General features: G+C 73.2%; 20 protein-coding genes. 15 read left to right on the forward strand and 5 right to left on the reverse strand.

Going from position 1 to position 25,652, the window contains the following annotated elements; genetic code table 11:
- Nucleotides 1-113 precede the first annotated feature (113 nt).
- A complete protein-coding gene (locus LG634_RS11790; protein WP_372482412.1) occupies nt 114-1,547 on the reverse strand; it encodes an aminopeptidase P family protein in 1,434 nt (477 codons plus the stop codon).
- 142 nt (nt 1,548-1,689) lie between these two features.
- Here LG634_RS11790 and LG634_RS11795 point away from each other — a divergent pair, with 142 nt between their 5' ends.
- The 14 genes from LG634_RS11795 (at nt 1,690) to LG634_RS11860 (ending at nt 18,017) form a co-directional block, all read left to right on the forward strand.
- On the forward strand, nt 1,690-4,062 hold the full coding sequence (locus tag LG634_RS11795; RefSeq protein WP_226733686.1) for a collagenase: 2,373 nt from the start codon (nt 1,690-1,692) through the stop codon (nt 4,060-4,062).
- 79 nt (nt 4,063-4,141) lie between these two features.
- Nucleotides 4,142-5,320 (forward strand): NAD(P)/FAD-dependent oxidoreductase, encoded by a 1,179-nt coding sequence (locus tag LG634_RS11800; RefSeq protein ID WP_226733687.1) that lies wholly within the window; start codon nt 4,142-4,144, stop codon nt 5,318-5,320.
- On the forward strand, nt 5,317-5,625 hold the full coding sequence (locus LG634_RS11805; protein WP_226733688.1) for a (2Fe-2S)-binding protein: 309 nt from the start codon (nt 5,317-5,319) through the stop codon (nt 5,623-5,625). Before LG634_RS11800 ends, LG634_RS11805 begins: the two co-directional genes overlap by 4 nt.
- Complete coding sequence (locus LG634_RS11810) at nt 5,609-7,081, forward strand: FAD/NAD(P)-dependent oxidoreductase (protein WP_226733689.1); 1,473 nt, start codon at nt 5,609-5,611, stop codon at nt 7,079-7,081. The genes LG634_RS11805 and LG634_RS11810 overlap by 17 nt, the downstream gene beginning before the upstream one ends.
- Before the next feature lie 208 nt (nt 7,082-7,289).
- Nucleotides 7,290-8,201, forward strand: a complete 912-nt coding sequence (locus LG634_RS11815; protein WP_226733690.1) for a dihydrodipicolinate synthase family protein — start codon at nt 7,290-7,292, stop codon at nt 8,199-8,201.
- Between the two features lie 54 nt (nt 8,202-8,255).
- The gene (locus LG634_RS11820) at nt 8,256-9,260 is read left to right on the forward strand and encodes a proline racemase family protein (protein WP_226733691.1); all 1,005 of its coding nucleotides are present in this window, start codon (nt 8,256-8,258) and stop codon (nt 9,258-9,260) included.
- Nucleotides 9,248-10,288 (forward strand): proline racemase family protein, encoded by a 1,041-nt coding sequence (locus tag LG634_RS11825; protein WP_226733780.1) that lies wholly within the window; start codon nt 9,248-9,250, stop codon nt 10,286-10,288. Before LG634_RS11820 ends, LG634_RS11825 begins: the two co-directional genes overlap by 13 nt.
- Before the next feature lie 95 nt (nt 10,289-10,383).
- On the forward strand, nt 10,384-11,310 hold the full coding sequence (locus tag LG634_RS11830) for an ornithine cyclodeaminase family protein (protein ID WP_264203021.1): 927 nt from the start codon (nt 10,384-10,386) through the stop codon (nt 11,308-11,310).
- A 41-nt stretch (nt 11,311-11,351) separates the two neighbouring features.
- The gene (locus LG634_RS11835; RefSeq protein WP_226733692.1) at nt 11,352-12,068 is read left to right on the forward strand and encodes a GntR family transcriptional regulator; all 717 of its coding nucleotides are present in this window, start codon (nt 11,352-11,354) and stop codon (nt 12,066-12,068) included.
- Nucleotides 12,069-12,273: 205 nt separating this feature from the next.
- Entirely contained in the window at nt 12,274-14,019 is a 1,746-nt protein-coding gene (locus tag LG634_RS11840; RefSeq protein WP_226733693.1) for an ABC transporter substrate-binding protein, read from the forward strand.
- A 29-nt stretch (nt 14,020-14,048) separates the two neighbouring features.
- On the forward strand, nt 14,049-14,993 hold the full coding sequence (locus tag LG634_RS11845) for an ABC transporter permease (RefSeq protein ID WP_226733694.1): 945 nt from the start codon (nt 14,049-14,051) through the stop codon (nt 14,991-14,993).
- Complete coding sequence (locus LG634_RS11850) at nt 14,990-15,976, forward strand: ABC transporter permease (protein WP_226733695.1); 987 nt, start codon at nt 14,990-14,992, stop codon at nt 15,974-15,976. The genes LG634_RS11845 and LG634_RS11850 overlap by 4 nt, the downstream gene beginning before the upstream one ends.
- The gene (locus tag LG634_RS11855) at nt 15,976-16,989 is read left to right on the forward strand and encodes an ABC transporter ATP-binding protein (protein ID WP_226733696.1); all 1,014 of its coding nucleotides are present in this window, start codon (nt 15,976-15,978) and stop codon (nt 16,987-16,989) included. The genes LG634_RS11850 and LG634_RS11855 overlap by 1 nt, the downstream gene beginning before the upstream one ends.
- Nucleotides 16,986-18,017, forward strand: a complete 1,032-nt coding sequence (locus LG634_RS11860; RefSeq protein WP_308072447.1) for an ABC transporter ATP-binding protein — start codon at nt 16,986-16,988, stop codon at nt 18,015-18,017. The genes LG634_RS11855 and LG634_RS11860 overlap by 4 nt, the downstream gene beginning before the upstream one ends.
- 82 nt (nt 18,018-18,099) lie before the next feature.
- On the opposite strand, the gene LG634_RS11865 is transcribed toward LG634_RS11860, so the two are convergent.
- Nucleotides 18,100-20,154 carry a S9 family peptidase gene (locus LG634_RS11865; protein ID WP_226733697.1) on the reverse strand — a complete coding sequence of 685 codons (2,055 nt, stop codon included), beginning with the start codon at nt 20,152-20,154 and terminating at the stop codon, nt 18,100-18,102.
- Between the two features lie 138 nt (nt 20,155-20,292).
- Between LG634_RS11865 and LG634_RS11870 the strand changes: the two genes are divergently transcribed.
- The gene (locus LG634_RS11870) at nt 20,293-21,843 is read left to right on the forward strand and encodes an MFS transporter (RefSeq protein WP_226733698.1); all 1,551 of its coding nucleotides are present in this window, start codon (nt 20,293-20,295) and stop codon (nt 21,841-21,843) included.
- 27 nt (nt 21,844-21,870) lie between these two features.
- On the opposite strand, the gene LG634_RS11875 is transcribed toward LG634_RS11870, so the two are convergent.
- From LG634_RS11875 to LG634_RS11885, 3 genes are all read right to left on the reverse strand, one after another.
- Nucleotides 21,871-23,265, reverse strand: a complete 1,395-nt coding sequence (locus LG634_RS11875; RefSeq protein WP_226733699.1) for a cytochrome P450 — start codon at nt 23,263-23,265, stop codon at nt 21,871-21,873.
- Nucleotides 23,266-23,378: 113 nt separating this feature from the next.
- Complete coding sequence (locus tag LG634_RS11880; protein ID WP_226733700.1) at nt 23,379-23,837, reverse strand: lamin tail domain-containing protein; 459 nt, start codon at nt 23,835-23,837, stop codon at nt 23,379-23,381.
- Between the two features lie 154 nt (nt 23,838-23,991).
- A complete protein-coding gene (locus LG634_RS11885; RefSeq protein WP_226733701.1) occupies nt 23,992-25,521 on the reverse strand; it encodes a helix-turn-helix domain-containing protein in 1,530 nt (509 codons plus the stop codon).
- Nucleotides 25,522-25,652 lie beyond the last annotated feature (131 nt).

The raw sequence follows: 25,652 nt of genomic DNA on the forward strand, positions 1-25,652 counted from the left end.
GCCCGCAAAGGTGCGGCCCGCGGCGGTGGGAGGGCCTCCGCCGCGGGCCGACCGGGTGGACCGCCCGGCTGAGGGACCGGCCGGCCCGGGGTCCGTGCCTGCCCGGTGCGGGCTCAGCGGACCCCGTCCAGGAGGGCGCCCATCCACTCTTCGATGCCGGCCACCGTGCGGGGCAGGGCGCCGGACATCAGGCGGGCACCGTCGGAGGTGACGACCAGGTCGTCCTCGATGCGTACGCCGATGCCGCGCAGCTCGGCGGGGAGGGTCTCGTCGTCGGGCTGGAGGTAGAGCCCGGGCTCGACGGTGAGGACCTGGCCCTCCTCCAGGACGCCGTCGAGGTACGTCTCGGCGCGGGCCCTGGCGCAGTCGTGGACGTCCAGGCCGAGCATGTGGCCGCTGCTGCAGAGGGTGTAGCGGCGGTACAGGTCGCCGGCGGGGTCCTTGAGGACGCCCCAGCCGGCCAGCCCCTCGGCGATGACCCGCATGCCGGCGCGGTGGAAGTCGCGGAAGCTCGCGCCGGGGCGCAGTGCGGCGATGCCGGCGTCCTGGGCGGCCAGCACCAGTTCGTAGACCTGGCGCTGGACCGGGGAGAAGCGGCCGGACAGCGGCAGGGTGCGGGTGATGTCGGCGGTGTAGAGGCTGTCGGTCTCGACTCCGGCGTCGAGCAGGAGCAGGTCGTCGCCGTCGAGCCTGCCGTCGTTGCGGATCCAGTGCAGCACGCAGGCGTGTGCGCCGGCCGCGGCGATGGTGTCGTAGCCGGTGCCGTTGCCCTCGGCGCGGGCGCGCAGGCCGAAGACGCCCTCGATCCAGCGCTCGCCGCGCGGGTGGGCGAGGGCCTGCGGCAGGGCGCGGACCACGTCCTCGAAGCCGGCGGTGGTGTGGTCGACGGCCAGCTGGAGCTGGCCGACCTCCCAGGCGTCCTTGACCAGCCGGAGTTCGGAGAGGGCGGCGGCCAGTTCGGGGTCTTCGGCGGCGTTGCGGCCGGCCGGGGCGCCGAGCCGGTCCAGGTGCTCGCAGCGGATGCCGGTGAGCCGTTCGGCCTCGGCGACGTCGGGGCGGCGGCCCACCCAGAACTCGCCGTGGCGGCGGTCGCGGAAGAACTCCTCGTTGCCTTCGGCCCGCGGCGAGCGGGGGCGCAGGTGGAGGACGGCCTCGTGGCCGTGCGGGCCGGCCGGTTCCAGGACCAGGACGTGGCCGACCTGGTCCTCGCCGGTCAGGCCGGTCAGCCAGGCGTACGCGCTGTGCGGGCGGAAGCGGAAGTCGCAGTCGTTGGAGCGGACCTTCAGCTCGCCGGCCGGGATGATCAGGCGCTCGCCCGGGAAGCGGGCCGACAGCCGGGCGCGGCGGGCCGGGGTGACGTCGTACGCGGACACCCGGGCGTCGGCGGGCAGCGGCGAGGGGGTCCAGCCGCCGGCCATGAACCGGGACAACTCGGCTGAGACGGGCAGGTCGTGACTGCCGATGTGGAGGCCGGCGGGGCGGTCGGACACGGGGACTCCCAACGGGGCGGCGGCGGACGGAATGTGAAGCTCCGGAAAACGTGGCATGCACAGGTCTTGTCAGTGCAATTTCACATTACTATGTTACAGCTCACACCGCGGCGGTCTCCATCCCCGTCAACTGCCCGGTCGCCCAGGGGAGTTCGGCCTCCCCGCCCCCACATTTCGGCTTTACGACCAGGAGTCATTGGTGTCGAAGCACAGCGCTCTGCGCAAGCCGTTCCTCGCCGCCGCCATCGCGGCCACCCTCCTCGCCTCCGCCGGGCAGGCCGTGGTGCAGGCCGCCGAGAGCGCGCCCTCCGTACCCGCCTCGCTCGCCGCCCGGCCCGCGCCGGCCGCCGCGCAGCACGCACCCGCCCCCGCCAACCCGTTCGACGAGGTCCAGCGCCTCGCGAAGGCGCCGAAGGCCAAGGCCGTCGCCCCCGCCGCCCCGGGCAAGCAGGCCGCCGGCCGGATCGCCGGCCCGCAGACCGATCTGCCGGCCAAGGCCGGGAACGCGAAGGGCGCCCTCCTCGCCCCGGCCGCGACGGCCGCCGGGGTGCCCTGCACCCTCGACGGGATCACGGGGCTCGGCCCCGAGCAGTTCGCCGACTTCCTCGCCGACCGCGCGGTCACCGCGAACGTCTGCCTGCGGTCGGTGCTGTGGACCTGGGACGCCCGGCTGGCGCCGGTCATGTCCGACGCCCACGTGCAGGCCGTCGCCCGCCGGATATCCGCCGTGGCCGCCGCCCACGACGGGCGGAACGGCAGCAACCTGGAGGAGATGTTCACCTACCTCCACGCGGTCGTCTACCACGACTTCTCGCGCGGTGAGATCGACATCACCGACGCCCCCACCGTCGACGCCGTCCGCCGGGCGATCGCCGACTTCGCCGCCGCCGCCCGCACCTTCGACGCGACGGCTTCCAACGCCAACACCCTGCGCGAGGCCCTCTACACGGGCAGCGGCCCCGGCCTGCGCCACCACCAGCTCGGTCTGATCGGCAAGGTGCTCGCCACGATGGGCCCGGACCGCCCGGCCACCCACCACGACAAGGCCTGGGCGGGCGCCGCCCTCGCCGCCCTGTCCGTGAACTACCTCGGCGTCTACCCGGGCAACCGGGACACCGCCTTCCACGCCGCGGCCGGCCAGGACGCCTCGTACCGCGCCGGGTTCAAGGCCTTCGCGACCTACGCGCACCTCAAGGGCTCGGAGAACGCCTGGGTCGTGCGCGACGCGATGAAGGAACTCGGCCGCTTCGGCCAGATCGAGGGCCTGCGCGACCAGACCGTCGCCGACCTCGGCTGGGCCCTCGGCCGGATCGCGGACACCTACGGCCGCGGCTCCGAGCAGTGGACCGCGATCGTCTCGTGGATCGGCTACTACGGCGCATGCCAGCAGTTCGCCGTGTGCAAGCAGGACATCGAAGCCTGGCTGTTCCCGAACCTGTACACCTACGACAACGGCGCCATCAAGGTCCGCACCGCCCTCGACCGGGCCACCGTGGACCAGCTGTACTACGCGAGCAAGCGGGTCAAGGCCCAGTTCCACCGCGTCCTCGGCACCGAGCAGCCGCTCGCCGGAGACCCGAACGCGACGCTGAACATCGTCCTCTACGCCTCCCGCGCCGACTACGCGAACCTGCACCCGATCCTCACGGGCATGGGCACCGCGAACGGCGGCGTCTACATCGAGAACGGCGCCACCTTCTACACCTACCAGCGCCGGGTGCCGCAGGACTCCCAGCTCACGCTGGAAGAGCTGTTCCGCCACGAGTACGTCCACTACCTCAACGGCCGCTACGCGGTGCCGGGCTCCTTCGGCCAGGGCCCCTGGTACCAGGGCGACCGCACCACCTCCATGGACGAGGGCACGGCCGAGTTCTTCGACGGCGCCACCCGCGACGACGGCATCGCCGTCCGCAAGTCGCTGGTCAAGAGCATCATCGCCGACACCGCCGGCGGCGGCCCCCGGATGACGGTCGAGCAGCTCCTGCACGCCACCTACGAGGGCGACGGGTTCCGCTTCTACAGTTACGCGGGCACGTTCTTCGAGTTCCTGTGGACCGAGCGGCCCTCGCTGCTCCAGGAGATGTACCGGCACCTGCGCGCCGACGACCCGGCGGCGTTCGACGCCTGGCGCCACCGCATGGGCGCGGACACCTACCTCCAGCGCGACTACGACCGGTTCCTCGACGCGCAGATCGCGAAGGTGGACACGCTGTACGTGCCGAACACCGTCTTCACCCCGGTCGACCAGCTGCGGGACTCGGCCCTGGGCGAGGTGAAGGCGCGCTTCGCGCAGGCGACGTACAACACCCCCGACTGCGTGGAGAACGGCGAGCCCGGCAAGCGCCGGTTCGTCTGCACCGGCCGCATCACCGCGAACCTGAAGGACTGGCGCAACCCCGACCAGGTCTTCAAGGACATGTCCGAGACGGTCGACTACTTCATCCTCGACCGGGCCGGCGCGGCGTCCGACAACCTGGCCGACATGAACTGCTCGTTCGGCGGGGTGGAGATCTGGGCCAACCGGGTCGCCGGCACCGCGCCCTACTCCTGCGACGGCCCGCTCCGCGGCTGACCCCCGGCCGGACCGGCTGCCTCCGGAAACGGCCGCCGACCGTCTTGGCGGCCTCTGAAGAATGTGACATATTACTGTCGTGCCCAACAGACACTCCCCGGACGTCGTGATCATCGGTGCCGGCGTCGTCGGAGCGGCGTGCGCCTACTACGCCGCCCGCGCCGGCCTCTCCGTCACCGTCGTCGACCGCGGTCCCGTCGCGGGCGGCACCACGGGTGCCGGGGAAGGAAACCTGCTCGTCTCCGACAAGGAGGCGGGTCCCGAGCTCGACCTCGCGCTGCTGTCCACCCGACTGTGGCGCGAGCTGGCCACGGAGCTCCCACCGGAGACCGAGTACGAGCCGAAGGGAGGTCTCGTCGTCGCGCCCGACGAGACCACCCTGAAGGCCCTGCGCACCTTTGCGGAGGGCCAGCGGGCGGCCGGCGTCGACGCCCGCGAGATCGCCCCCGACGACCTCCCCGCCCTCGAACCCCACCTGGCCGCCGGCTTCGCGGGCGGCTTCCACTACCCGCAGGACGCCCAGGTGCAGCCCGCCCAGGCGGCCGCCCGGCTGCTGCACGCCTCCGGCGCCGCCACCCGCCTCGGCGAAGAGGTCACCGCCCTGCTCACCGGCCCCGACGGCACCGTCCGCGGAGTACGCACCACCCGGGGCGAGATCGCCGCCCGCGCCGTCGTCAACGCCGCCGGCACCTGGGGCGGCCGGATCGCCGAACTCGCCGGAGTCCGCCTGCCGGTCCTGCCCCGGCGCGGCTTCGTCCTCGTCACCGAACCGCTCCCGCGGCTGGTCCGCCACAAGGTGTACGCCGCCGACTACATCGCCGACGTGGCCAGCGACTCCGCCGCCCTCCAGTCCTCGGCCGTGGTCGAGGGCACCCCCGGCGGGCCCGTGCTGATCGGCGCCACCCGCGAACGGGTCGGCTTCGACCGCAGCCTGTCCACCGAGGCGCTCCGCCGGCTCGCCGGCCAGGCCGCCGCGCTCTTCCCGGTGCTCGGCGAGGTCAGGGCCCTGCGCACCTACCACGGCTTCCGGCCCTACCTGCCCGACCACCTCCCGGCCGTCGGCCCGGACCCGCGGGCGCCCGGCCTGTTCCACGCCTGCGGGCACGAGGGCGCGGGCATCGGCCTCGCCCCGGCCACCGGCCTGCTGCTGGCCGACGTCCTGACCGGCGCCCGGCCGGCCCTCGACCTCGCCCCGTTCCGCCCCGAGCGGTTCGGCGACGGCACCACCTCCCACGCTGCGAACGGAGCGGGCGCATGAGCGAGCCGCGCGACCTCGTCGGGGGCGCCCCCGAGACGTCCTTCACCCTGGACTTCGACGGCCGGAAGCTGCCCGCACACAGCGGCCAGAGCATCGCCGCCGTGCTCTGGAGCGCCGGGATCACCGCCTGGCGGACCACCCGTCAGGGCGGCGCGCCGCGCGGCGCGTTCTGCGGGATCGGCAGCTGCTACGACTGCCTCGTCACCGTCAACGGCCGCCCCAACCAGCGGGCCTGCCTGCTCCCCGCCCGCCCCGGCGACACCGTCACCCCCCAGGAAGGCACCGGCCATGGCGCCCTCGTCTGACCCCCGCCCGGCCCGCACCGCCGCGCCGGCCCCCGGCGACGGCACCGGTGCCGTCGCCTCCGCGGCCGACCTCGCCGTGGTCGGGGCCGGGCCCGCCGGGCTGGCGGCGGCCGTCACCGCGGCTGACCTGGGGCTGCGCGTCACCCTGCTGGACGCCGGGGACCGGCCCGGCGGCCAGTACTACCGGCACCCCGCCCCCGAACTGGGCGCCGAGCGGCCCGAGGCACTGCACCACGGCTGGGCCGCCTTCGCCTCCCGGGCCCGGCGGCTGCGCGACCACGAGCGCGCCGGCCGGATCCGCCACCTGGCCGGCCACCACGTCTGGACCGTGGTCCGCAAGGACGAGGACGCCGCGGGGGAGTGGCACCTGCACGCCCTCGCCGGCCCGGAGGAGCAGGCCGTCACCGTGCGCGCCCGCGCCGTCCTGCTGGCCACCGGCGCCTACGAGCGCCAACTGCCCTTCCCCGGCTGGACCCTGCCCGGCGTCGTCGGCGCAGGCGGCGCCCAGGCCATGCTGAAGGCCGGGCTCGTGCTGCCCGGCCGCCGCGTGGTCGTCGCCGGCAGCGGCCCGCTGCTGCTCGCCGTCGCCGGCTCGCTGGCCGCCGCCGGAGCCGCCGTCCCCGCCGTCGTCGAGGCCGCCTCGTACACCGGGTACGCCGGCCGGCTGCCCGCCCTGCTCCGCAACCCCGCCAAGCTCGCGGAAGGAGCCGTGTACGGCGGCGCCCTGGTCCGCCACGGCATCCGGCTGCTCACCCGGCACGCCGTCGTCGAGGCGCACGGCACCGACCGGGTCGAGGCCGCCACCGTCGCCCGGCTGGACCGCGACTGGCGGCCGGTGCCCGGCACCGCCCGCCGGATCCCCTGCGACGCCCTCGCCGTCGGCCACGGCCTGGTGCCCCAGCTGGAACTGGCCACCGGCCTCGGCTGCGCCACCCGCACCACCGCCGACGGCACCGCCGCCCTCGTCCTCGACGAGCAGCAGCGCACCTCCGTCACCGGCATCTGGTCGGCCGGCGAGACCGGCGGCATCGGCGGCGCCCAGCTCGCCCTCGCCGAGGGCGAGCTGGCGGCCCGGTCGATCGCCGGCCGGCCGCTGCCCGCCGAACTCGTCCGCCGCCGCTCCCGGCTGCGCGCCTTCGCCGACGCGATGGGCGCCGCCCACCGCCCCGGCACCGGCTGGACCGGCTGGCTCTCCGACGACACCGACGTGTGCCGCTGCGAGGAGGTGCCCGCCGGTCTGATCCGCGAGGCCGTCGCGGACCTCGGCGCCACCGACGCCCGTACCGTCAAGCTGCTCACCCGGGCCGGCATGGGCTGGTGCCAGGGGCGGATGTGCGGCCAGGCGGTCGCCGCCCTGGCCGGCTGCGCCCCCGGCCCCGACCGGCGCCCGCTGTCCTGCCCGGTCCCGCTCAAGGTCCTCGCCGAGCTGCCCGCCGACGGCGGCACGGCCCCCTGAGCGGCCGGCCGCACGCCCTCCGAACCCGCGCCCGCCCGGCGGCGCCCGGTCCCGCACCGGCCGCCGCCCCGCCGCAACGGAGCCCCGGCCGTTCCCGCCGGCGCCCCGAAATCCCCAGGTCCGCCTCCGATCGGACCCACCCCGGCCCTTGTGGCCGGGCTGCGGCAGCTAGTAAAATGTCACACACCACATTGAGGAGTTTCCTGCCATGACCGTCGCGCCCACCCCCACCCGCACCCGTCCCTGGCACGGGATCATGGTCGCCACCGCGCTCCCCATGCGCGCCGACCGCTCCGTCGACTACGACGCGTACGCCGAGCACGTGGCCTGGCTGATCGCCAACGGCTGCGACGGCGTCGTCCCCAACGGCTCGCTCGGCGAGTACCAGACCCTCACCGACGAGGAGCGCGCCCGCGTCGTCACCACCGCCGTCGAGGCGGCCGGCGACGGCGCCCGCGTGATGCCCGGCGTCGCCGCCTACGGCAGCGCCGAATCCCGCCGCTGGGCCGAGCAGGCCGCCGAGGCCGGCGCCGGCTCCGTGCTGCTGCTGCCCCCGAACGCCTTCCGCGCCGACGAGGAGGCCGTACGCGCCCACTACGCCGAGGTCGCCGGCGCCGGCCTGCCCGTCGTCGCGTACAACAACCCGATCGACACCAAGGTCGACCTCACCCCCGGCCTGCTGTCCCGCCTCTACGCCGACGGCAGCATCGTCGCCGTCAAGGAGTTCAGCGGCGACGTCCGCCGCGCCTACGAGATCGCCGAGCTCGCCCCCGGCCTCGACCTCCTGATCGGCGCCGACGACGTCCTCCTGGAGCTCGCCCTCGCCGGCGCCGTCGGCTGGATCGCCGGCTACCCCAACGCCCTGCCGAGCTCCTGCGCCACCCTGTACCACGCGGCCGTCGCCGGGGACCTGGAGACCGCCCTGCCGCTCTACAAGTCCCTGCACTCGCTGCTGCGCTGGGACTCCAAGACGGAGTTCGTCCAGGCCATCAAGCTCTCGATGGACCTCGCCGGCCGCCCCGGCGGCGCCACCCGCCCGCCGCGCTTCCCTCTCACGGGCGAAGTCGAGGCCGCGGTCCGCGCCGCCACCGAGAAGGCCCTCGCCGAGGGCCTCAACTAGGGTCCGCACCGGTTCGACACGATCAGGCGACGACGAGAGGACGAGGGGGGACCCATGCGCACCCGGAACATCTACCACGCGGTGGACTCGCACACCGAGGGCATGCCGACCCGGGTCATCACCGGCGGCGTCGGGGTCATCCCCGGCGCCACGATGGCCGAGCGGCGGCTGCACTTCATCGATCACATGGACGAGCTCCGGGGGCTGCTCATGTTCGAGCCCCGCGGGCACTCCGCGATGAGCGGCGCGATCCTGCAGCCGCCCACCCGCCCCGACGCGGACTACGGGGTGCTCTACATCGAGGTCTCCGGACTGCTGCCCATGTGCGGGCACGGCACCATCGGGGTCGCCACCGTCCTCGTCGAGACCGGCATGGTGCCGGTCACCGAACCGGTCACCACCGTCCGCCTGGACACCCCCGCCGGACTGGTCAGCGTCGACGTCGCCGTGGACGACGGCGCGGCCACCTCCGTCACCCTCACCAACGTGCCCGCCTTCAGCGTCGGCCTCGACCTCAAGGCGGACGTCCCCGGCCTCGGCACGGTCACCTACGACCTCGCCTACGGCGGCAACTTCTACGCCTTCGTCGAACTCGACTCCCTCGGACTGCCGTTCGGCCGCGAGCACAAGCAGGAACTGCTCGCCGCCGGCCTGGCCGTCATGGACGCGATCAACGCCTCCCCGCAGCGGCCCGTCCACCCAGAGAACCCCGGGATCGCCGGCGTCAAGCACGTCTACCTCGCCGCCCCCGGCTCCGACGCCGTCCGCTCCCGCCACGCCATGGCCATCCACCCCGGCTGGTTCGACCGCTCCCCGTGCGGCACCGGCACCTCCGCCCGGATGGCCCAGCTGCACGCCCGCGGCGAACTCCCGCTGGACCGCGACTTCGTCAACGAGTCCTTCATCGGCACCGAGTTCACCGGCCGCCTGGTCGGCGAGACCACCGTCGGCGGACTGCCCGCCGTCATCCCGACCGTCACCGGACGGGCCTGGATCACCGGCACCGCCCAGTACTTCCTCGACCCGACCGACCCGTTCCCCGGAGGATTCCTGCTGTGAGTGCCGCCGCGCGGGTCACCAACACCGTGCACACCACCGACTACCACACCGCGGGCGAGCCGTTCCGGATCGTCACCGGCGGGCTGCCGCCGGTCCCCGGCGACACCGTCGCCGAGCGCTGCGCCACCGCCATCGGCCCCGGCGGCTCCGGCACCGCACCCCGCCGCGGCGCGCTGGACGACGTACGCCGGCTCCTCGTGCAGGAGCCGCGCGGCCACGCCGGGATGTACGGAGGCTTCCTCGTGCCGCCGGACGACGACGGGGCCCACCTCGGCGTGCTGTTCTGGCACAAGGACGGCTACTCCACCGCCTGCGGCCACGGCACCATGGCGCTCGGCGCCTGGGCCGTCGACAGCGGCCTGGTCGCCGCCCCCGACGACGGCGACGCCCAGGTCCGCATCGACGTGCCGTCCGGCCGGGTCACCGCGACCGTGCACCGCATCGAGGGCCGCACCTCCGGCGTCACCTTCCGCAACGTCCCGGCCCGCGTGACGGCCCGCAAGGTGCCCGTCGCCACCGGGTTCGGACTCGCCGAGGTGGACATCGCGCACGCCGGCGCCTGCTACGCCACGGTCTCCGCCCGCTCCCTCGGCCTGACCGTCACGAAGGAGGCGCTGCCGCAACTGGTCCGCGCCGGGCAGGAGATCCGCGCCGCCCTCGCCACCCACCCCGGCACCTGGCACCCCGAGAGCCCGCTGCTGTCCGGCGTGTACGGGGTGATCCTCCACGACGCGCTTCCCGACACCCCGTTCGGCCCGCACCAGCGCAACGTCACGGTGTTCGCCGACGGGCAGATCGACCGCTCGCCGTGCGGATCGGGCACCTCCGCCCGGCTCGCGCTCCTCGCCGAGGACGGCCTGCTGGGCCCCGGCGACGACCTGCTCCACGAATCGGTGACCGGCACCGTGTTCACCGGCCGCCACCTCGGCCAGGGCGTCACCGAGGTCACCGGCACCGCCTACCGGACGGGCGAACACGCCTTCGTGCTCGACCCGCACGACTCCCTCGGCCACGGATTCCTGCTGTGACCGCCGTTCCGGTGACGGCCGGTACCCCGGCGGCGGCCGACACCGCCGCCCGGCCGGCCGGGGCGCGGTCGCGGGGGGACCGCGCCCCGGTGCGGCTGGGCGCGGAGGACATCGGCGGGCTCCTCACCCCCGCCGATGCGGTCGAGGCCCTGGCCGCCGTGCTCGGTCAGGGCCTCGATCCCGAAAGCTGCCCGCACCGCACCAGCGTCGACGTGCCCGCGGGCGAACTGCTGCTGATGCCCGCCGCGGCCGGAGGCTACGCCGGTGTGAAGATCGCCGGCGTGGCCCCCGGCAACGCGGCCCGCGGACTGCCCCGGATCACCGGCAGCTACCTGCTGCTCGACGGCACCACCCTGGAACCGCTGGCCCTCATGGACGGTGCGGCGCTCACCGCGCTGCGCACCCCCGCCGTCTCCGCCCTGGCGGTGAGCCGGCTGACCGAGCCCGGGCGGCCGCTGCGGACCGTCCTGTTCGGCTCCGGCCCGCAGGCCCACGGCCACCTGGAGGCCCTGCTCGCGGTCCGGGAGCTGGCCGAGGTCGTGGTGGTCGCCCGCAACGCGGCCGGCGGGGCGGCCCTGGCGGCCCGCGCCCGCGCCCTGGGCGTGCCCGCCACCACCGGCACCCCGGCCGACGTGGCCGGCGCCGACCTGGTGGTGTGCTGCACCACGGCCCGCGAACCGCTCTTCGACGGCCGCCTGGTCCCCGACGGCGCCACGGTCGTCGCCGTCGGCTCGCACGAGCCGGACGCCCGCGAGACCGACACCGCCCTGGTCCGCCGGGCCGCGGTGTACGTCGAGTCCCGGACGGCCGCGCTGCGGGAGGCCGGCGACCTGCTGATCCCGGAGGCGGAGGGGGCCATCGGCCCCGGCCACGTCGCCGGCACGCTCGCCGACCTGGTCCGGGGGCTGCCGTACGGCGGTCCGGCCGGCCCCCGGCTCTTCAAGAGCGTGGGCATGGCCTGGGAGGATCTCGCCGTGGCGGTGGCCGTGTACCTCGCGGCCGGGGCGAGCGTGGAAACGTGACATTGTACGCTGTTGCCCCGCGGATTCACGGAGGAACAGCGATGGGTGACCTGAAGCAGCACAGTCTCATCAAGGCCCAGGAGCGGCTGCGCGACCAGGTCGGCCACGCCCTCCGGGCCGCCCTGATAGCGGGTGAGCTGCGGCCCGGCAACGTCTACTCGGCGCCGGGCCTCGCCGCCGAACTCGGCGTCTCCGCCACGCCCGTGCGCGAGGCGATGCTCGACCTGGCTCGCGAGGGCCTGGTGGAACCCGTCCGCAACAAGGGCTTCCGCATCACCGAGGTCTCCGAGCGCGACCTCGACCAGTACACCGAGCTGCGCACGATGATCGAGGTGCCGACCATCGGCCGGATCACCCGTACGGCGGCCCCCGCGGACCTGGAGGCGCTGCGCCCCATCGCCGAGGAGATCGTCACCAGCGCGCGCGAGCACAACCTGATCGGTTACCTGGAGGCCGACCGCCGCTTCCACCTGACCCTGCTGGCCCTGGCGGGCAACGAGCGGCTGGTCGAGACGGTCGGTGACCTGCGCAAGCGGTCCCGGCTGTACGGGCTGACCGGCCTGGACGAGGCCGGGAAGCTGGTGTCCTCGGCCGAGGAGCACCTGGAACTGCTCGACCTGATGCTGTCCGGCGACGCCGAGGCGGCGGAGGAGTGCATGCGCCGGCACCTGGGGCACGTGCGCTCGCTGTGGGCGCAGGGCCGCGACGAGCCGGTGGGGCAGCGTCCGAAGCGCAGCCTGGGCTCCGCCGGAGCCTGACGAGATCTGCCCGGATCGGGGCACGGACCTGCCGGTCCGTGCCCCGATTTCCTTGTTTCCGGGGGCAGTTGGAACCACACGCCTCCGCTTTTGGACACGGCTGGATAACGAGGCGACAGATCTCTTGTCAGTACAATTTCACATTACTATGTTACGGGTCACATCTCAGAGCGTTGCAGAGCGCCGCCCTTCCTTGGAGTGACCTATGACCAAGCGCACCCAACTCGCCCTCGCCACGACCCTGGTGGCCGCACTCGCACTCGGCGTCACGGGTTGCTCCGACTCGGACAAGGGCAAGAACGGCGGCAAGCCCCGCTCCAACCCGGCCGCCGCCAACGACGGCAAGATCCTCGGCGGCACCCCCGTCAAGGGCGGCACCCTCACCGTCCTGTCCAACCAGGACTTCTCCCATCTGGACCCGGCCCGCAACTGGGTGATGCCGGCCATGGACTTCGGCACCCGCCTCCTCTACCGCACGCTGGTCACCTTCAAGGCCGAGCCCGGCAAGGCCGGCAGCGAGCTGGTCCCCGACCTCGCCACCGACCTCGGCAAGCCCTCCAACGGCGGCCGCACCTGGACCTTCACCCTCAAGGACGGCCTCAAGTACGAGGACGGCAGCCCGATCAAGGCCCAGGACATCAAGTACAACGTCGAGCGGTCCTTCTCCCCGGACCTCACCGGCGGCCCCGACTACGCGGCCCGCTACCTCGCCGGCACCAAGGGCTACACCGGCCCGCTGGAGGGCAAGCACCTCGACTCGATCAAGACCCCCGACGACAAGACCATCGTCTTCGAACTGAACCGCCCGGTCGCCGAGTTCTCCGCCACCGCCACCCTGCCGACCTTCTCGCCGGTCCCGCAGGCCAAGGAGAAGGGCACCCAGTACGACTCCCGCCCGTTCTCCTCCGGCCCGTACAAGATCGAGTCCTACGACCGCGACAAGAAGCTCGTCCTGGTCCGCAACGAGCACTGGGACGCCGGCACCGACACCGTCCGCAAGGCCTACCCGGACAAGTTCGTCGTGGTGATGGGCCTCAAGGGCGGCCAGATCGACGACCGCATCATCGCCTCGGCCGGCCCCGACGCCTCCACCGTCGCCTACGCCGACATGCGCCCCGAGAGCGCCCCCAAGGTGCTGCCCAAGGCGGACGTCAAGAGCCGCCTGCTGGCCGAGTCCCAGGGCTGTACGTCCATGCTCCAGCTGAACACCTCGCGCGCCCCCTTCAACGACCCCAAGGTCCGCGAGGCGCTCCAGTACGCCGTGGACAAGGAGTCGGTCGTCACCGCGAGCGGCGGCCCCGCCCTCAACGAGATCGCCACCGCCTACCTGCCGTCCTCCCTCACCGGCGGCGTCCAGGCCGACACCCTCAAGATCGCCCCGTCCGGCGACCCGGAGAAGGCCAAGGAGCTGCTGAAGGCCGCCGGCAAGGAGAAACTCAAGGTCTCCCTCACCGTCTCCAGCGGCGACAAGGGCGTCGCCGAAGCCCTCCAGCAGGGTCTGGGCCGGGCCGGCGTGCAGGTCGTCATCGACACCGTGGACCCGGGCGCCTTCTACGACATCATCGGCGACACCACCACCGCCCCGGACATGACGTACTCCGGCTGGTGCCCCGACTACCCGTCCGGCTCCACCTTCCTGCCGTTCGTCTTCGACGGCCGCACCATCAAGGTCAAGGGCAACAGCGGCAACTACTCCCAGTTCAAGGACGACGCGACGATGAAGCGGATCGACGAGGTCAGCGCCCTCGACGACGCCCAGCTCGCCCGCCAGGGCTGGATCGACCTCGACGCCGAGATCATGAAGAAGGCCCCGGCCATCCCGGTCCTCCTCGAGCGCAAGCCGCTGCTCATCGGCACCAACGTCGCCGGCGCCTTCGGCCACCCGGTCTGGTCGGGCGCCATCGACTACGCCACCGTCGGCCTCAAGGACCCGGCCAAGGGCCAGGGCTGAGCCGGCAGCACCACGAGAACCCCGTCACCGTGACCACCACCGCAGCCGGCACCGCGCCGGCCGCGGCGGTCCCTCCGGGCAGCAGCCCCTGGCAGCTCGCCCGGAGGGAACTCCGCCGCCGCCCCGCCGTCCGCATCAGCCTCACCGTCGTCGTCCTCTTCGTCCTCATGGCCGCCACCGCCCCCTGGCTGGGTGCGCTCGGCGGCTGGTCGCCCGAGGAGTTCGACAAGTCCGCCGTCGACTCCTACCTCGGCGGCCTGCCCATCGGCTCCTTCGGCGGGATCAGCTCCGAGCACTGGCTCGGCGTCGAACCCGTCACCGGCCGCGACCTGTTCGCCCGCGTCATCCACGGCGCCCAGGTCTCCCTGCTCATCGCCTTCGCCGCCACCGCCATCGTGGTCCTCGTCGGCACCGCCGCCGGCATCGCGGCGGGCTACTTCGGCGGCCGCACCGACGCCGTGCTCTCCCGCCTGATGGACCTCACGATGTCCTTCCCCTCGCTGATCTTCATGATCGCGATGCTCTCCGTGGCGAAGGACGTCAACCGGATCCTGCTGATCACCGCCGTCATCGGCCTGTTCGGCTGGCCCGGCGTGGCCCGCGTGGTCCGCGGCCAGACCCTCTCCCTCAAGCACCGCGAGTACGTCGACGCCGCCCGCGTCGGCGGCGCCGGCGCCTGGCGGATCCTCACCCGCGACATCCTCCCCGGCGTCTCCGGGCCCGTCATCGCGTACACCACCCTGCTCATCCCCGGCATGATCAGCACGGAGGCCGCCCTCAGCTACCTCGGCGTCGGCGTCCGCCCGCCCACCCCCTCCTGGGGGCAGATGATCGCCGAGAGCGTCGCCTTCTACGAGACCGACCCGATGTACTTCGTCATCCCGAGCACCTTCCTCTTCCTCGCCGTGCTGGCCTTCACCCTGCTCGGCGACGCCCTGCGCGACATCCTCGACCCGAGGGGCGGGCGCACGTGATCCTCTACCTGCTGCGCCGCACCGCCGCCCTCGCCGGGGTGCTGCTGGCCATCGCCGGCGTCACCTTCGTCATCTTCTACGTCCTGCCCAACGACCCGGCCGCCGCCGCCTGCGGCAAGACGTGCAGCCCCGAACGGCTCGCCGTGGTCCGCGAGTACCTGGGCCTGGACCGCTCCGTGTGGAGCCAGTTCACCGAGTTCCTCACCGGCATCTTCACCGGCCGCACCCTCGGCACCGGCCAGTACGCCGTCCAGTGCGACTTCCCCTGCCTGGGCTACTCGTACGAGAACTCGCTGCCCGTGTGGGACCTGCTCATGGACCGGCTGCCGGTCTCCGCCTCGCTCGCCCTGGGCGCGGCCGTCCTGTGGCTCGTCCTCGGTCTCGGCGCCGGGGTCACCGCCGCCCTGCGCAAGGACACCCTCGCCGACAAGACCCTGATGGTCGGCGCGGTCGCCGCCGCCTCGCTGCCGGTCTACTTCACCTCCGTGATGCTGATCTACGGAGTGATCCGGATCGCGGGCCTGCTGCCGTACCCCAGCTACCGGCCCTTCACCGAGGACCCGGTCGGCTGGGCGTCCAACCTGCTGCTGCCGTGGATCGCCCTGGCCCTGCTGTACGCGGCCATCTACGCCCGGCAGAGCCGCGGTTCGATGATCGAGTCGATGGCCGAGCCGTACATCCGCACCGCCCGCGCCAAGGGCATGCCCGAACGCACCGTCGTCGTCAAGCACGGCCTGCGCTCCGGGATGACGCCCATCCTCACCATCTTCGGCATGGACCTCGGCGGCCTGCTCGCCGGCGCCGTCATCACCGAGTCGATCTTCGGACTGCCCGGCATCGGCCGGCTGTTCTACGGCGCGCTGGTCAACTCCGACCAGCCGGTGGTGCTCGGCGTCACCCTGCTCGCCGCCTTCTTCATCGTCGTCGCCAACCTCGTGGTGGACCTCCTGTACGCCGTCGTCGATCCCCGGGTGAGGTACTGATGGCCGAGCCGAAACCCCTCCTGGAAGTCCGCGACCTCCAGGTCACGTTCAGCACCCCGCGCGGCACCGTGCGGGCCGTCGACGGCATCGGGTTCACCGTCGAGGCCGGCCGGACCCTCGGCATCGTCGGCGAGTCCGGCTCCGGCAAGTCCGTCACCTCGCTCGCCGTCATGGGCCTGCACCGCGGCGCCGAGACCACCGGTTCCATCGCCCTCGAAGGCCGGGAGCTGATCGGCCTGCCCGAGAAGGAGCTGTCCAGGCTCCGCGGCCGCCGGATGGCGATGATCTTCCAGGACCCGCTGAGCAGCCTGCACCCCTACTACACGGTCGGCGAGCAGATCGCCGAACACCACCGGGTGCACTTCCGCTCCGGGCGGGCCGCCGCCCGCAAACGGGCCGTGGAGATGCTCGCCGAGGTCGGCATCCCGGAGCCGGCCCGCCGGGCCGGGGAGTACCCGCACCAGTTCTCCGGCGGCATGCGCCAGCGCGCCATGATCGCCATGGCGCTGGCCTGCGAGCCGGACCTGCTGATCGCCGACGAGCCCACCACCGCCCTCGACGTCACCGTCCAGGCCCAGATCCTCGACCTGATCGCCCGCCTCCAGCAGGAACGCGGACTCGGCGTCGTGATGATCACCCACGACCTCGGGGTGGTGGCCCGGGTGGCCCACGAGGTGCTCGTGATGTACGGCGGCCGGGCCGCCGAACAGGCCACCGCCGACGAGCTGTTCGCCGACCCCGCCCACCCCTACACCCGAGGCCTCCTCGACTCGCTGCCGCGGCTCGACGACGCCGACGACGCACCCCTGCGGGCCATCCCCGGCGCCCCGCCCTCCCTGACCGCCCGGACCCCCGGCTGCGCGTTCGCACCCCGCTGCGCCCGCGCCGCCGCCGGCACCCCGGACGAGCGGGAGCGCTGCGCCACCGAACAGCCCGCGTTCCGGCCGTACGGGGACGGCTCCCGCATGACCGCCTGCCACTTCGCGGGCGCCGTTCAGGAGGCGGCCCGATGACCACCACCGAACCCGGCACGGCCACCGCGCCCGTACCCGGCACCCCGGACGGCCCGCCGCTGCTCGACGTCCGCGACCTCACCATGACCTTCCCCGGCCGCCGCAGCGCCACCGGCCGCCGCGGCGCCGCGGTCAAGGCCGTCGACGGCGTCTCCTTCAGCCTGTCGGCGGGGGAGACCCTGGGCCTGGTGGGCGAGTCCGGCTGCGGGAAGTCCACCACCGGCCGCATGCTCGTCCGGCTGCTGGAGCCCACTTCCGGCAGCATCGCCTTCGAGGGCCGCGACATCAGCCGGCTCTCGCAGGGGCAGCTGCGGCCGCTGCGCAAGCACCTCCAGATGGTGTTCCAGGACCCGCACTCCTCCCTGAACCCCCGCCAGACCGTGGCCCGGATCATCTCCGAACCGCTGCTGGTGCAGGGCTGGAGCGCCGACGACGCCCGCCGCCGCGCCGCCGAGCTGATGGACCTGGTCGGCCTCATCCCGGAGCACATCGACCGCTACCCGCACGAGTTCTCCGGCGGCCAGGCCCAGCGCATCGGCATCGCCCGCTCCCTGGCCACCAACCCGCGGCTGGTCGTCGCCGACGAGCCGGTCTCCGCACTCGACGTCTCCGTCCAGGCGCAGATCGTCAACCTGATGGAGCGGCTGCGCCGCGAACTCGGCCTGGCCTACGTGTTCATCGCCCACGACCTGTCCGTCGTCAAGCGGGTCAGCGACCGGGTCGCCGTCATGTACCTCGGCCGGATCGTCGAGATCGGCGACAAGCACACCCTGTACGCCGACCCGCAGCACCCCTACACCCGGGCACTGCTGTCCGCCGTACCCCTGCCCGACCCGGCGGCCGAGCGCCGCCGGGAACGGATCACCCTGCTCGGCGACCCGCCGAGCCCGGCCGCACCGCCGCCCGGCTGCACCTTCCATCCCCGGTGCGCCAAGGCCCAGGAGGTCTGCCGCACCGAACGGCCGCTGCTGCGCATCGCCTCACCCGGTGAGACGCGCGAGGTGGCCTGCCACTTCCCGGGGGACTGACGGGGTACCACGGGAAGAAGGGCCCCGGAGACGAGGACGTCTCCGGGGCCCTTTCGCGTGCCCGGGCGCACCGGGCGCCGGGTCAGCCGGCCAGCGAGCGGCGCAGGAAGTCGAGTTCGAGCGCCATCAGCTTCTCGTCGACCCCGCCCGGGGTCATGTGGGTCACCCCGGGCAGCGCCAGCATCTGGTGCGGCCGGCCGGCGTCGGTCAGCGCCTGCGAGAGCAGCAGGCTGTGCGAGGGGTGCACGTTGTCGTCGGCCAGACCGTGCACGATCATCAGCGGCCGGGTCAGCTCCGGCGCGTCCCCGAGCAGGCAGTCCTGCTCGTACACCTCCGGGTGCTCCTGGGGCAGGCCCAGGTACCGCTCGGTGTACGCGGTGTCGTACCGTCGGAAGTCGGTGGGCGCGGCGCCGGCGACGGCGGCGTGGAAGACGTCCGGGCGGCGCAGCACCGCCATGGCCGCCAGGTAGCCGCCGTACGACCAGCCGCGGACGCCGACCCGGCCGAGGTCCAGCTCGGGGTGGCGGGCGGCGAGTGCGTGCAGGGCGCCGACCTGGTCGGCCAGCGTGACCTCGGAGAAGCCGCGGTACATGGCGTGCGTGAAGGCGGGGGAGACGAACGGGGTGCCGCGGTTGTCGGTGGTGACCACCGCGAACCCCTGGTCGGCCCACCACTGGCGGTGCTGCCAGCGGCGCGGTTCGGCGGACACCGCCTGGTAGCCGGGACCGCCGTAGACGTCGAGGAGGACGGGCAGCCGCTCGCCGGCGCGGTGGCCGCGGGGCAGCACCAGCGCGGTCGGCAGCCCGTGCTCGGTGACCCGCTCCAGCAGCGGCGCGACCCGGTACGGCAGCGGCTCCGCGAGGTTCCCGAGGGCGAACGTGCGGCCGTCCGCGGTGTGCAGGGTCCGGCGGACGCCGTCCGCGTCCGCCGAGGTGACCAGCAGGCTGCCGGCCTGGGCGAGCACGGTGTGCACGCCGGGCCCGTCGGCGACCGGCCGCACCTCGCCGGTGTCCGGGTCGATCAGCACCACCTGCTGCTCGGCCGGGCCGCGCACGCCCGCCTCGGCCAGCAGCGCGCCGTCGTGCACCCCCTCCACCCGGCGGACCTGGATCCCGTCGCCGGTGCGCAGCCCGCCGTCCACGGCCAGGCCGCGGGCGGCCCCGCCGGGGGTGTCGGCGGAGGTCAGCAGCCGGCCGTCGGGCAGCCGGGCCGGGGTGCCGGGCAGCGGGTCCACCCAGAGCGGGTGCACGGTACGGGACAGCTCGCGGGTGCGCCCGGTGGCCGGGTCGGCGGAGAGCAGCAGCACGGTCTGCTGCAGCCGGTCCTGCACGGTCAGCAGGATCTCGCCGGCGGAGTCCCAGCCGGCGTCGGAGACGTACGGGAACTCGCCGGCGTCCCAGTCGAGCCGGACCCGGCCGCCGTCGCCGCCGAGCACCCACAGCTGGACGTCCGCGTTGGGCCCGCCGGCCTGCGGGTACGCGAAGTCCTCGGCGGGCCGCTCGGGGTGCGCCGGGTCGGCGAACCAGCGGCGCGGCAGGGCGGATTCGGCGACCCGGGCGGCCAGCAGGGCCTGTCCGTCCGGCGACCACCAGTGGCCGCGGGAGCGGCCCAGCTCCTCGGCGGCGGCGAACTCGGCCACGCCCCAGCGGGCCCCGTCGGCGGGGCTGACCCGGCCGCCGGGCGAGACGTACAGGGCGTCGCCGGTGACGTAGGCGACCGCCGAGCCGTCGGCGCTGGGGCGGGGGTCGAAGGCGGGGCCCGCGACCGGCACCTCCTCGGGGGCGCCGGCGTCGGCGGCGGTCCGGAAGACCCGCCCGTACAGGGCGAACACGGCGGTCCGGCCGTCGCCGGAGAGGGCGAAGGAGCCGATGCCGGGGGCGGTCAGCCGGATCCGCTCGCGCAGCCGGCGCTCGGCGGCGGGCAGCTCACCGCCGCCGGGGACGAGGGCGGCGGGGTCGGCGAGCAGCCGCTCGGTGCCGTCCGCGGTGTCGAGCACCCAGAGCGAGTCCACCGGGTCGGTGGGGCCGCCGGAACGCAGGAACCACAGGAGCCGTCCGTGGTCGCCGAAGGCGGCGGCGCGCGGGGCGCCGAAGGCGAAGCGCCCGGTCCGGGCGGAGAGCTGGAGGAAGGAGTCCATGAAAGCAGTGTGACATGTGAAATTCTACTTGAGGATCCCCGGCTTCCTTCAGACACCGCCGTGCGCCCGGCGGGCTCGCCGCCCGCCGTTAGCCCGTTCGAGTGGTGGCCCCCGGAGGGCGGGCTTAGCGTCGAAAGGGTGGACCGGAAAACTGTGCCGACCACCACCGGGACCGACGGCAAGGTCCGAGGAGACGGGAGCGGGCTCGCCCTGCTCGTCATCGCCTCCTGCCAGCTGATGATCGTCCTCGACATCACCATCGTGAACATCGCGCTGCCGCACATCCAGACGGCGCTGGGGTTCTCCACGACCAGCCTCTCCTGGGTGGTCAACGCGTACACGCTCACCTTCGGCGGACTGCTGCTCCTCGGCGGCCGCACCGGCGACATCCTCGGCCGGCGCCGGGTGTTCATCTTCGGCGTCCTCCTGTTCGGCCTGGCCTCCCTGCTCGGCGGCTTCGCCCAGAACTCCGGCCAGCTGCTCGCCGCGCGCGCCCTCCAGGGCGTCGGCGGCGCCATCGCCTCCCCGACCTCGCTCGCCCTGATCACCACGACCTTCACCGAAGGACCCGCCCGCAACCGGGCGTTCGGCGTGTTCGCGGGCGTCTCGGCCGGCGGCGGCGCGATCGGCCTGCTGCTCGGCGGCATCCTCGTCGAATGGCTCGACTGGCGCTGGATCTTCTTCGTGAACGTGCCCATCGCGCTGATCGTCGCCTTCGCCGCGCCCCGGGTCCTGCGCGAGTCCGCACGGCACCCCGGTCACTTCGACTTCACCGGTGCCATCACCGCCACCGTCGGCATGGTGGCCCTGGTCTACGGGTTCATCCGGGCGGCCCAGGACGGCTGGCGGGACGGGCTCACGCTAGGCTCGTTCGTGGCCGCCGTGGTCCTGCTGACCGCGTACGTCCTCATCGAACGCCGGTCCGCGCAGCCCATCACGCCGCTGCACATGTTCGCCGACCGGAACCGTGCCGGCACGTACGGCATCATGCTGATGCTCGCCTGCGCGATCTTCGGTATGTTCTTCTTCCTCACCCTGTTCGTGCAGAACGTGCTGGACTTCAGTCCGCTGGAAGCGGGACTCGCCTTCCTGCCGGTCAGCGCCGTGATCGCGGTCGGCGCGGGCGTCACCTCGCAACTGCTGCCGAAGTACGGGCCGAAGCCCTTCATGGTGATCGGCGCCCTGCTGTCCGCCGGCGGTCTGGCCTGGCTGACCCAGACCGGCATCCACTCCACCTACCTGGGCAGCATCCTCGGCCCGATGCTCGTCTTCAGCCTCGGCATGGGCCTGCAGTTCGTGTCGCTGACCCTGATGGCCCTGTCCGGTGTGCCCGACCACGAGTCGGGAGCCGCCTCCGGACTCCTCAACGCCACCCAGCAGGTCGGCGGTTCGCTCGGCCTGTCCATCCTGGTCACGGTCTTCGGCACCGCCACCGCGTCCGAGGCCGACAAGGCCGTCCCGGCGTTCCTCGCCCAGGCCACCCCGCTCGAGAAGCTGGCCTTCCAGCGCACCGGCCAGCTCCCCGACCCGTGGGGCGACCAGGTCCTCACCTACGGCGTCAGCCGCTCCTTCGTCGCCGCGGCCATCTTCGCCGGCGTCGGCGCGGTCATCGCCCTGTTCGCCATCCAGGTCCGCCCCGACGACATCGAACGCCTCAAGGGCAACGGGGCGGCCCCCATGGGCGGCTGAGGCCCATGGGGGAGCGAGGCCGGGCCGTCAGCGGTTCAGGGGGCGGACCCGGCAGCGGATCGGGACCTGCGGGGTCAGGGTGATGCCCGCGGTGACCGGGACCGCGTCCCCGTGTTCCGGGTGCGTCACCGGCTCGAACGCATAGTCGCGCAGCAGCATCGCCAGCGCGATCACCGATTCCAGCATCGAGAAGTGCTGCCCGATGCAGGCGCGCGGACCGCCGCCGAACGGGTACCAGGCGTACCGCGGCCGCTCCGCCTCCGCCTCCGGCAGGAACCGGTCCGGGTCGAAGCGTTCCGGGTCCGGCCAGTAGCGCGGGTGGCGGTGCGTCACCCACGGCGAGAGGATCACATCGGCCCCCGCCGGGATCACCTGCCCGCCGACCTCGGCCTCGGCCACCGCCCGCCGGCCCAGCAGCGGAGCCGCCGGGTACAACCGCATGGACTCCTTCAGCACCCGGTTCAGCCGCGGCAGCTTCTCCAGATCGGCCGCCTCCGGCGTACGGCCGCCCAGCACCTCGGCGATCTCGGTGCGTACGAGGTCCTGCTCGGCGGGGTGCCGGGCCAGCAGGTGCAGGGTGAAGGCCAGCGAGACGGCGGTGGTCTCGTGCCCGGCCAGCAGGAAGATCAGCACCTGGTCGCGGAGTTCGGCCGTGTCGAACGCGCCGTCCTCGGCGCTGCGCGCGGCGGCCAGCAGGCTCAGCAGGTCCTCGCCCTCGTCCCCGGCGCCGGCCGGCCCCCGTTCCGCGATGATCCGGTCGCACACGCCGTACAGCTCGGCGATCGCGGCGGCCGCGCGCCGGTTGCCGGGGGTGGGCCAGTGCCGGGGCGGTTTCACCGGGGCGTAGCCGCGCCGGATGGTGTATTCGGTGATCTGCGGGAAGGAGCGGTCCACGACGTCGGCGGCGGCGTCCACGTCCGCGCCGAACAGGATCCGCGCCACCGTGCGCAGCGCCAGGCCCATCATCTGCCCGCCGACGTCCACGATCCCGCCGTCCGGCCCGGTGAGACCGGGCCAGGCGTCCAGCACCCGGGCGGTCTCCTCGGCCACCGCGGCCGCGTAGCCGTCCACCCGGCGCCGCGTGAACAGCGGCTGCACCAGCCGCCGCTGCCGCAGGTAGTCCTGGTCCTGGCTGGTCAGCAGCCCGTTGCCGAGGGACTCGCGGATCTCCTGGTAGATGGCGTTGTCCTTGCGGAAGTTCGCCGCCGAGGCGCCGCCCAGCACCTGTTGGGCCCCCTCGGCGGAGTACACCGCGTACAGCTCGGTGCGCAGTCCCGGCGGGCCGACGGGGATCCGCACCACGTCACCGTGTTCACGGTGGATCCGCAGGTAGGTGCCCAGCGGGTCGTTCACGAGGTCGAGCAGCGATCCGAGCAGCGGATTTCCCGCGGGTCCCGGAACCTTCGTGCGCACGCTTGCCATGGGACTCCCTCACCTGGTGGCCGTTGCGGCAAGTCTGTGCGCGGCAGGGGCCGCACGGGAGGGCGTTTTCCGGACTCCCCGGCCGGAAATCGTCCCGTGCGGCCCGCCCGGCATCAGTGGCAGGTGGTGTAGCCCCGCCCGTTGGCACGCCACGAGCAGGAATCCTTCTTGACCCCGTTCGAGGCGTAGAGGGTCACCGAGCCGCTGCTGTTGTTGAACCAGTAGTTGTCCTTCTTGCGGTACACGTGCTTGGCGGTGTTGCCGCCCTGCCCGTTGTGCAGCCGCACGGTCGCGTAGGCGCCCAGCTTGAACGAGCCGAACTTGTACGTGAAGCCGGAGGCGGTCTTGACCGTGTAGCCGGTCAGCACGACCGGGGTCCGGCTGTTGTTGTGCAGGTCGACGAACTCGGCGTTCAGCTTCGCGTTGGTGCGCGGCAGGTCCGCGCCCGGACCGTCGAACTGGAGCGCACCGAAGTGCAGTCCGCCCTGGTGGGTGGCGGCACCGGCCTGCGGCACGGTGAACGCGGCGGCGGCGAGCGCGGCGGCGGAAACGAAGACGGCAGCCTTCTTCACGGGGGTCCCCTCCCTGGTGGTACTGGTGCGGTTGCTGTGACGCAGCAGCCTGGAGCGCGCTCAACCTACACAAACGGACGATGCGATTTACGCCTAAACCAAAAAATACGCCCCCGGCACGTGCGTGCCGGGGGCGTATGCCGTGGACGTCGTCCTAGATGTCCCGGAAGATCTCGATCTGGGCGCCCACCGAGTTGAGGCGCTCGGCGAGTTCCTCGTAACCGCGGTTGATGACGTACACGTTGCGGAGGACCGAGGTGCCTTCGGCGGCCATCATGGCGAGGAGGACGACCACGGCCGGGCGGAGGGCCGGCGGGCACATCATCTCGGCGGCGCGCCAGCGGGTGGGGCCCTCCACCAGGACCCGGTGCGGGTCGAGGAGCTGGAGGCGGCCGCCGAGGCGGTTGAGGTCGGTGAGGTAGATGGCGCGGTTGTCGTACACCCAGTCGTGGATGAGCGTCTTGCCCTGGGCGACGGCGGCGATGGCCGCGAAGAACGGCACGTTGTCGATGTTCAGCCCGGGGAACGGCATCGGGTGGATCTTGTCGATCGGCGCCTCCAGCTTCGACGGGCGGACCGTCAGGTCCACCAACCGGGTGCGGCCGTTGTCCGCCGTGTACTCGGCGGAGCGGTCGTGGTCCAGGCCCATCTCCTCCAGGACCGCGAGCTCGATCTCCATGAACTCGATCGGCACCCGGCGGATGGTCAGCTCCGACTCGGTGACCACTGCGGCGGCCAGCAGGCTCATCGCCTCGACCGGGTCCTCGGAGGGGGAGTAGTCCACGTCCACGTCGATGTTCGGGACACCGTGCACGGTCAGCGTGGTGGTGCCGATGCCCTCGACCCGTACGCCCAGCGCCTCCAGGAAGAAGCACAGGTCCTGGACCATGTAGTTGGAGGAGGCGTTGCGGATGACGGTCACGCCGTCGTGCCGGGCGGCGGCCAGCAGCGCGTTCTCGGTGACGGTGTCCCCGCGCTCGGTCAGCACGATCGGACGCTCGGGGGAGACCCCCGGCTCGACCTCGGCGTGGTACAGGCCCTCGGTGGCGGTGATGTCCAGGCCGAACCGCCGCAGCGCGATCATGTGCGGCTCGATGGTGCGCGTACCGAGGTCGCAGCCGCCGGCGTACGGCAGCCGGAACCGGTCCATGCGGTGCAGCAGCGGGCCGAGGAACATGATGATGCTGCGGGTCCGGCGGGCCGCCTCGGCGTCGATGGCGTCCATGTCCAGCCGGGCCGGCGGGACGATTTCGAGGTCGACGCCGCCGTTGATCCAGCGGGTGCGGACGCCGATGGAGCCGAGGACCTCCAGGAGGCGGTAGACCTCTTCGATCCGGGCGACCCGGCGCAGCACCGTGCGGCCCTTGTTGAGGAGGGTGGCGCACAGCAGCGCGACGCATGCGTTCTTGCTGGTCTTGACGTCGATGGCACCGGACAGCCGGCGGCCGCCCACGACGCGCAGGTGCATCGGACCGGCGTAGCCCAGCGAGACGATTTCGCTGTCGAGGGCCTCGCCGATGCGGGCGATCATCTCAAGGCTGATGTTCTGGTTGCCGCGCTCGATGCGGTTCACTGCGCTCTGGCTCGTGCCGAGCGCATCGGCAAGCTGACTCTGTGTCCAGCCCCGGTGCTGCCGGGCGTCACGGATGAGCTTGCCGATGCGTACGAGGTAGTCGTCTGCCATGGGTGCACCGTATCTCAGATATGAGATGCCGCCAGCCATGGGTGGGGCAAACGGGTGTTATGGAGCGTCAGATCGAATCTGACCACGTTCACACCCGTTTGTCCCTTTGGTATCTCCCTCTTTGCTCGGCA

Origin of the sequence: Streptomyces bambusae (assembly GCF_020532645.1) — a bacterium.
Lineage (GTDB): Bacteria > Actinomycetota > Actinomycetes > Streptomycetales > Streptomycetaceae > Streptomyces > Streptomyces bambusae.

Bases quoted from the DNA above. Each gene is read 5' to 3' on its own strand.
- LG634_RS11885 (WP_226733701.1), bottom strand. From the start codon at position 25,521: ATGGCAGACGACTACCTCGTACGCATCGGCAAGCTCATCCGTGACGCC.
- LG634_RS11860 (WP_308072447.1), top strand. From the start codon at position 16,986: ATGACCACCACCGAACCCGGCACGGCCACCGCGCCCGTACCCGGCACC.
- LG634_RS11855 (WP_226733696.1), top strand. From the start codon at position 15,976: ATGGCCGAGCCGAAACCCCTCCTGGAAGTCCGCGACCTCCAGGTCACG.
- LG634_RS11790 (WP_372482412.1), bottom strand. From the start codon at position 1,547: ATGCCACGTTTTCCGGAGCTTCACATTCCGTCCGCCGCCGCCCCGTTG.
- LG634_RS11875 (WP_226733699.1), bottom strand. From the start codon at position 23,265: ATGGCAAGCGTGCGCACGAAGGTTCCGGGACCCGCGGGAAATCCGCTG.
- LG634_RS11820 (WP_226733691.1), top strand. From the start codon at position 8,256: ATGCGCACCCGGAACATCTACCACGCGGTGGACTCGCACACCGAGGGC.
- LG634_RS11865 (WP_226733697.1), bottom strand. From the start codon at position 20,154: ATGGACTCCTTCCTCCAGCTCTCCGCCCGGACCGGGCGCTTCGCCTTC.
- LG634_RS11840 (WP_226733693.1), top strand. From the start codon at position 12,274: ATGACCAAGCGCACCCAACTCGCCCTCGCCACGACCCTGGTGGCCGCA.
- LG634_RS11805 (WP_226733688.1), top strand. From the start codon at position 5,317: ATGAGCGAGCCGCGCGACCTCGTCGGGGGCGCCCCCGAGACGTCCTTC.
- LG634_RS11815 (WP_226733690.1), top strand. From the start codon at position 7,290: ATGACCGTCGCGCCCACCCCCACCCGCACCCGTCCCTGGCACGGGATC.
- LG634_RS11835 (WP_226733692.1), top strand. From the start codon at position 11,352: ATGGGTGACCTGAAGCAGCACAGTCTCATCAAGGCCCAGGAGCGGCTG.
- LG634_RS11810 (WP_226733689.1), top strand. From the start codon at position 5,609: ATGGCGCCCTCGTCTGACCCCCGCCCGGCCCGCACCGCCGCGCCGGCC.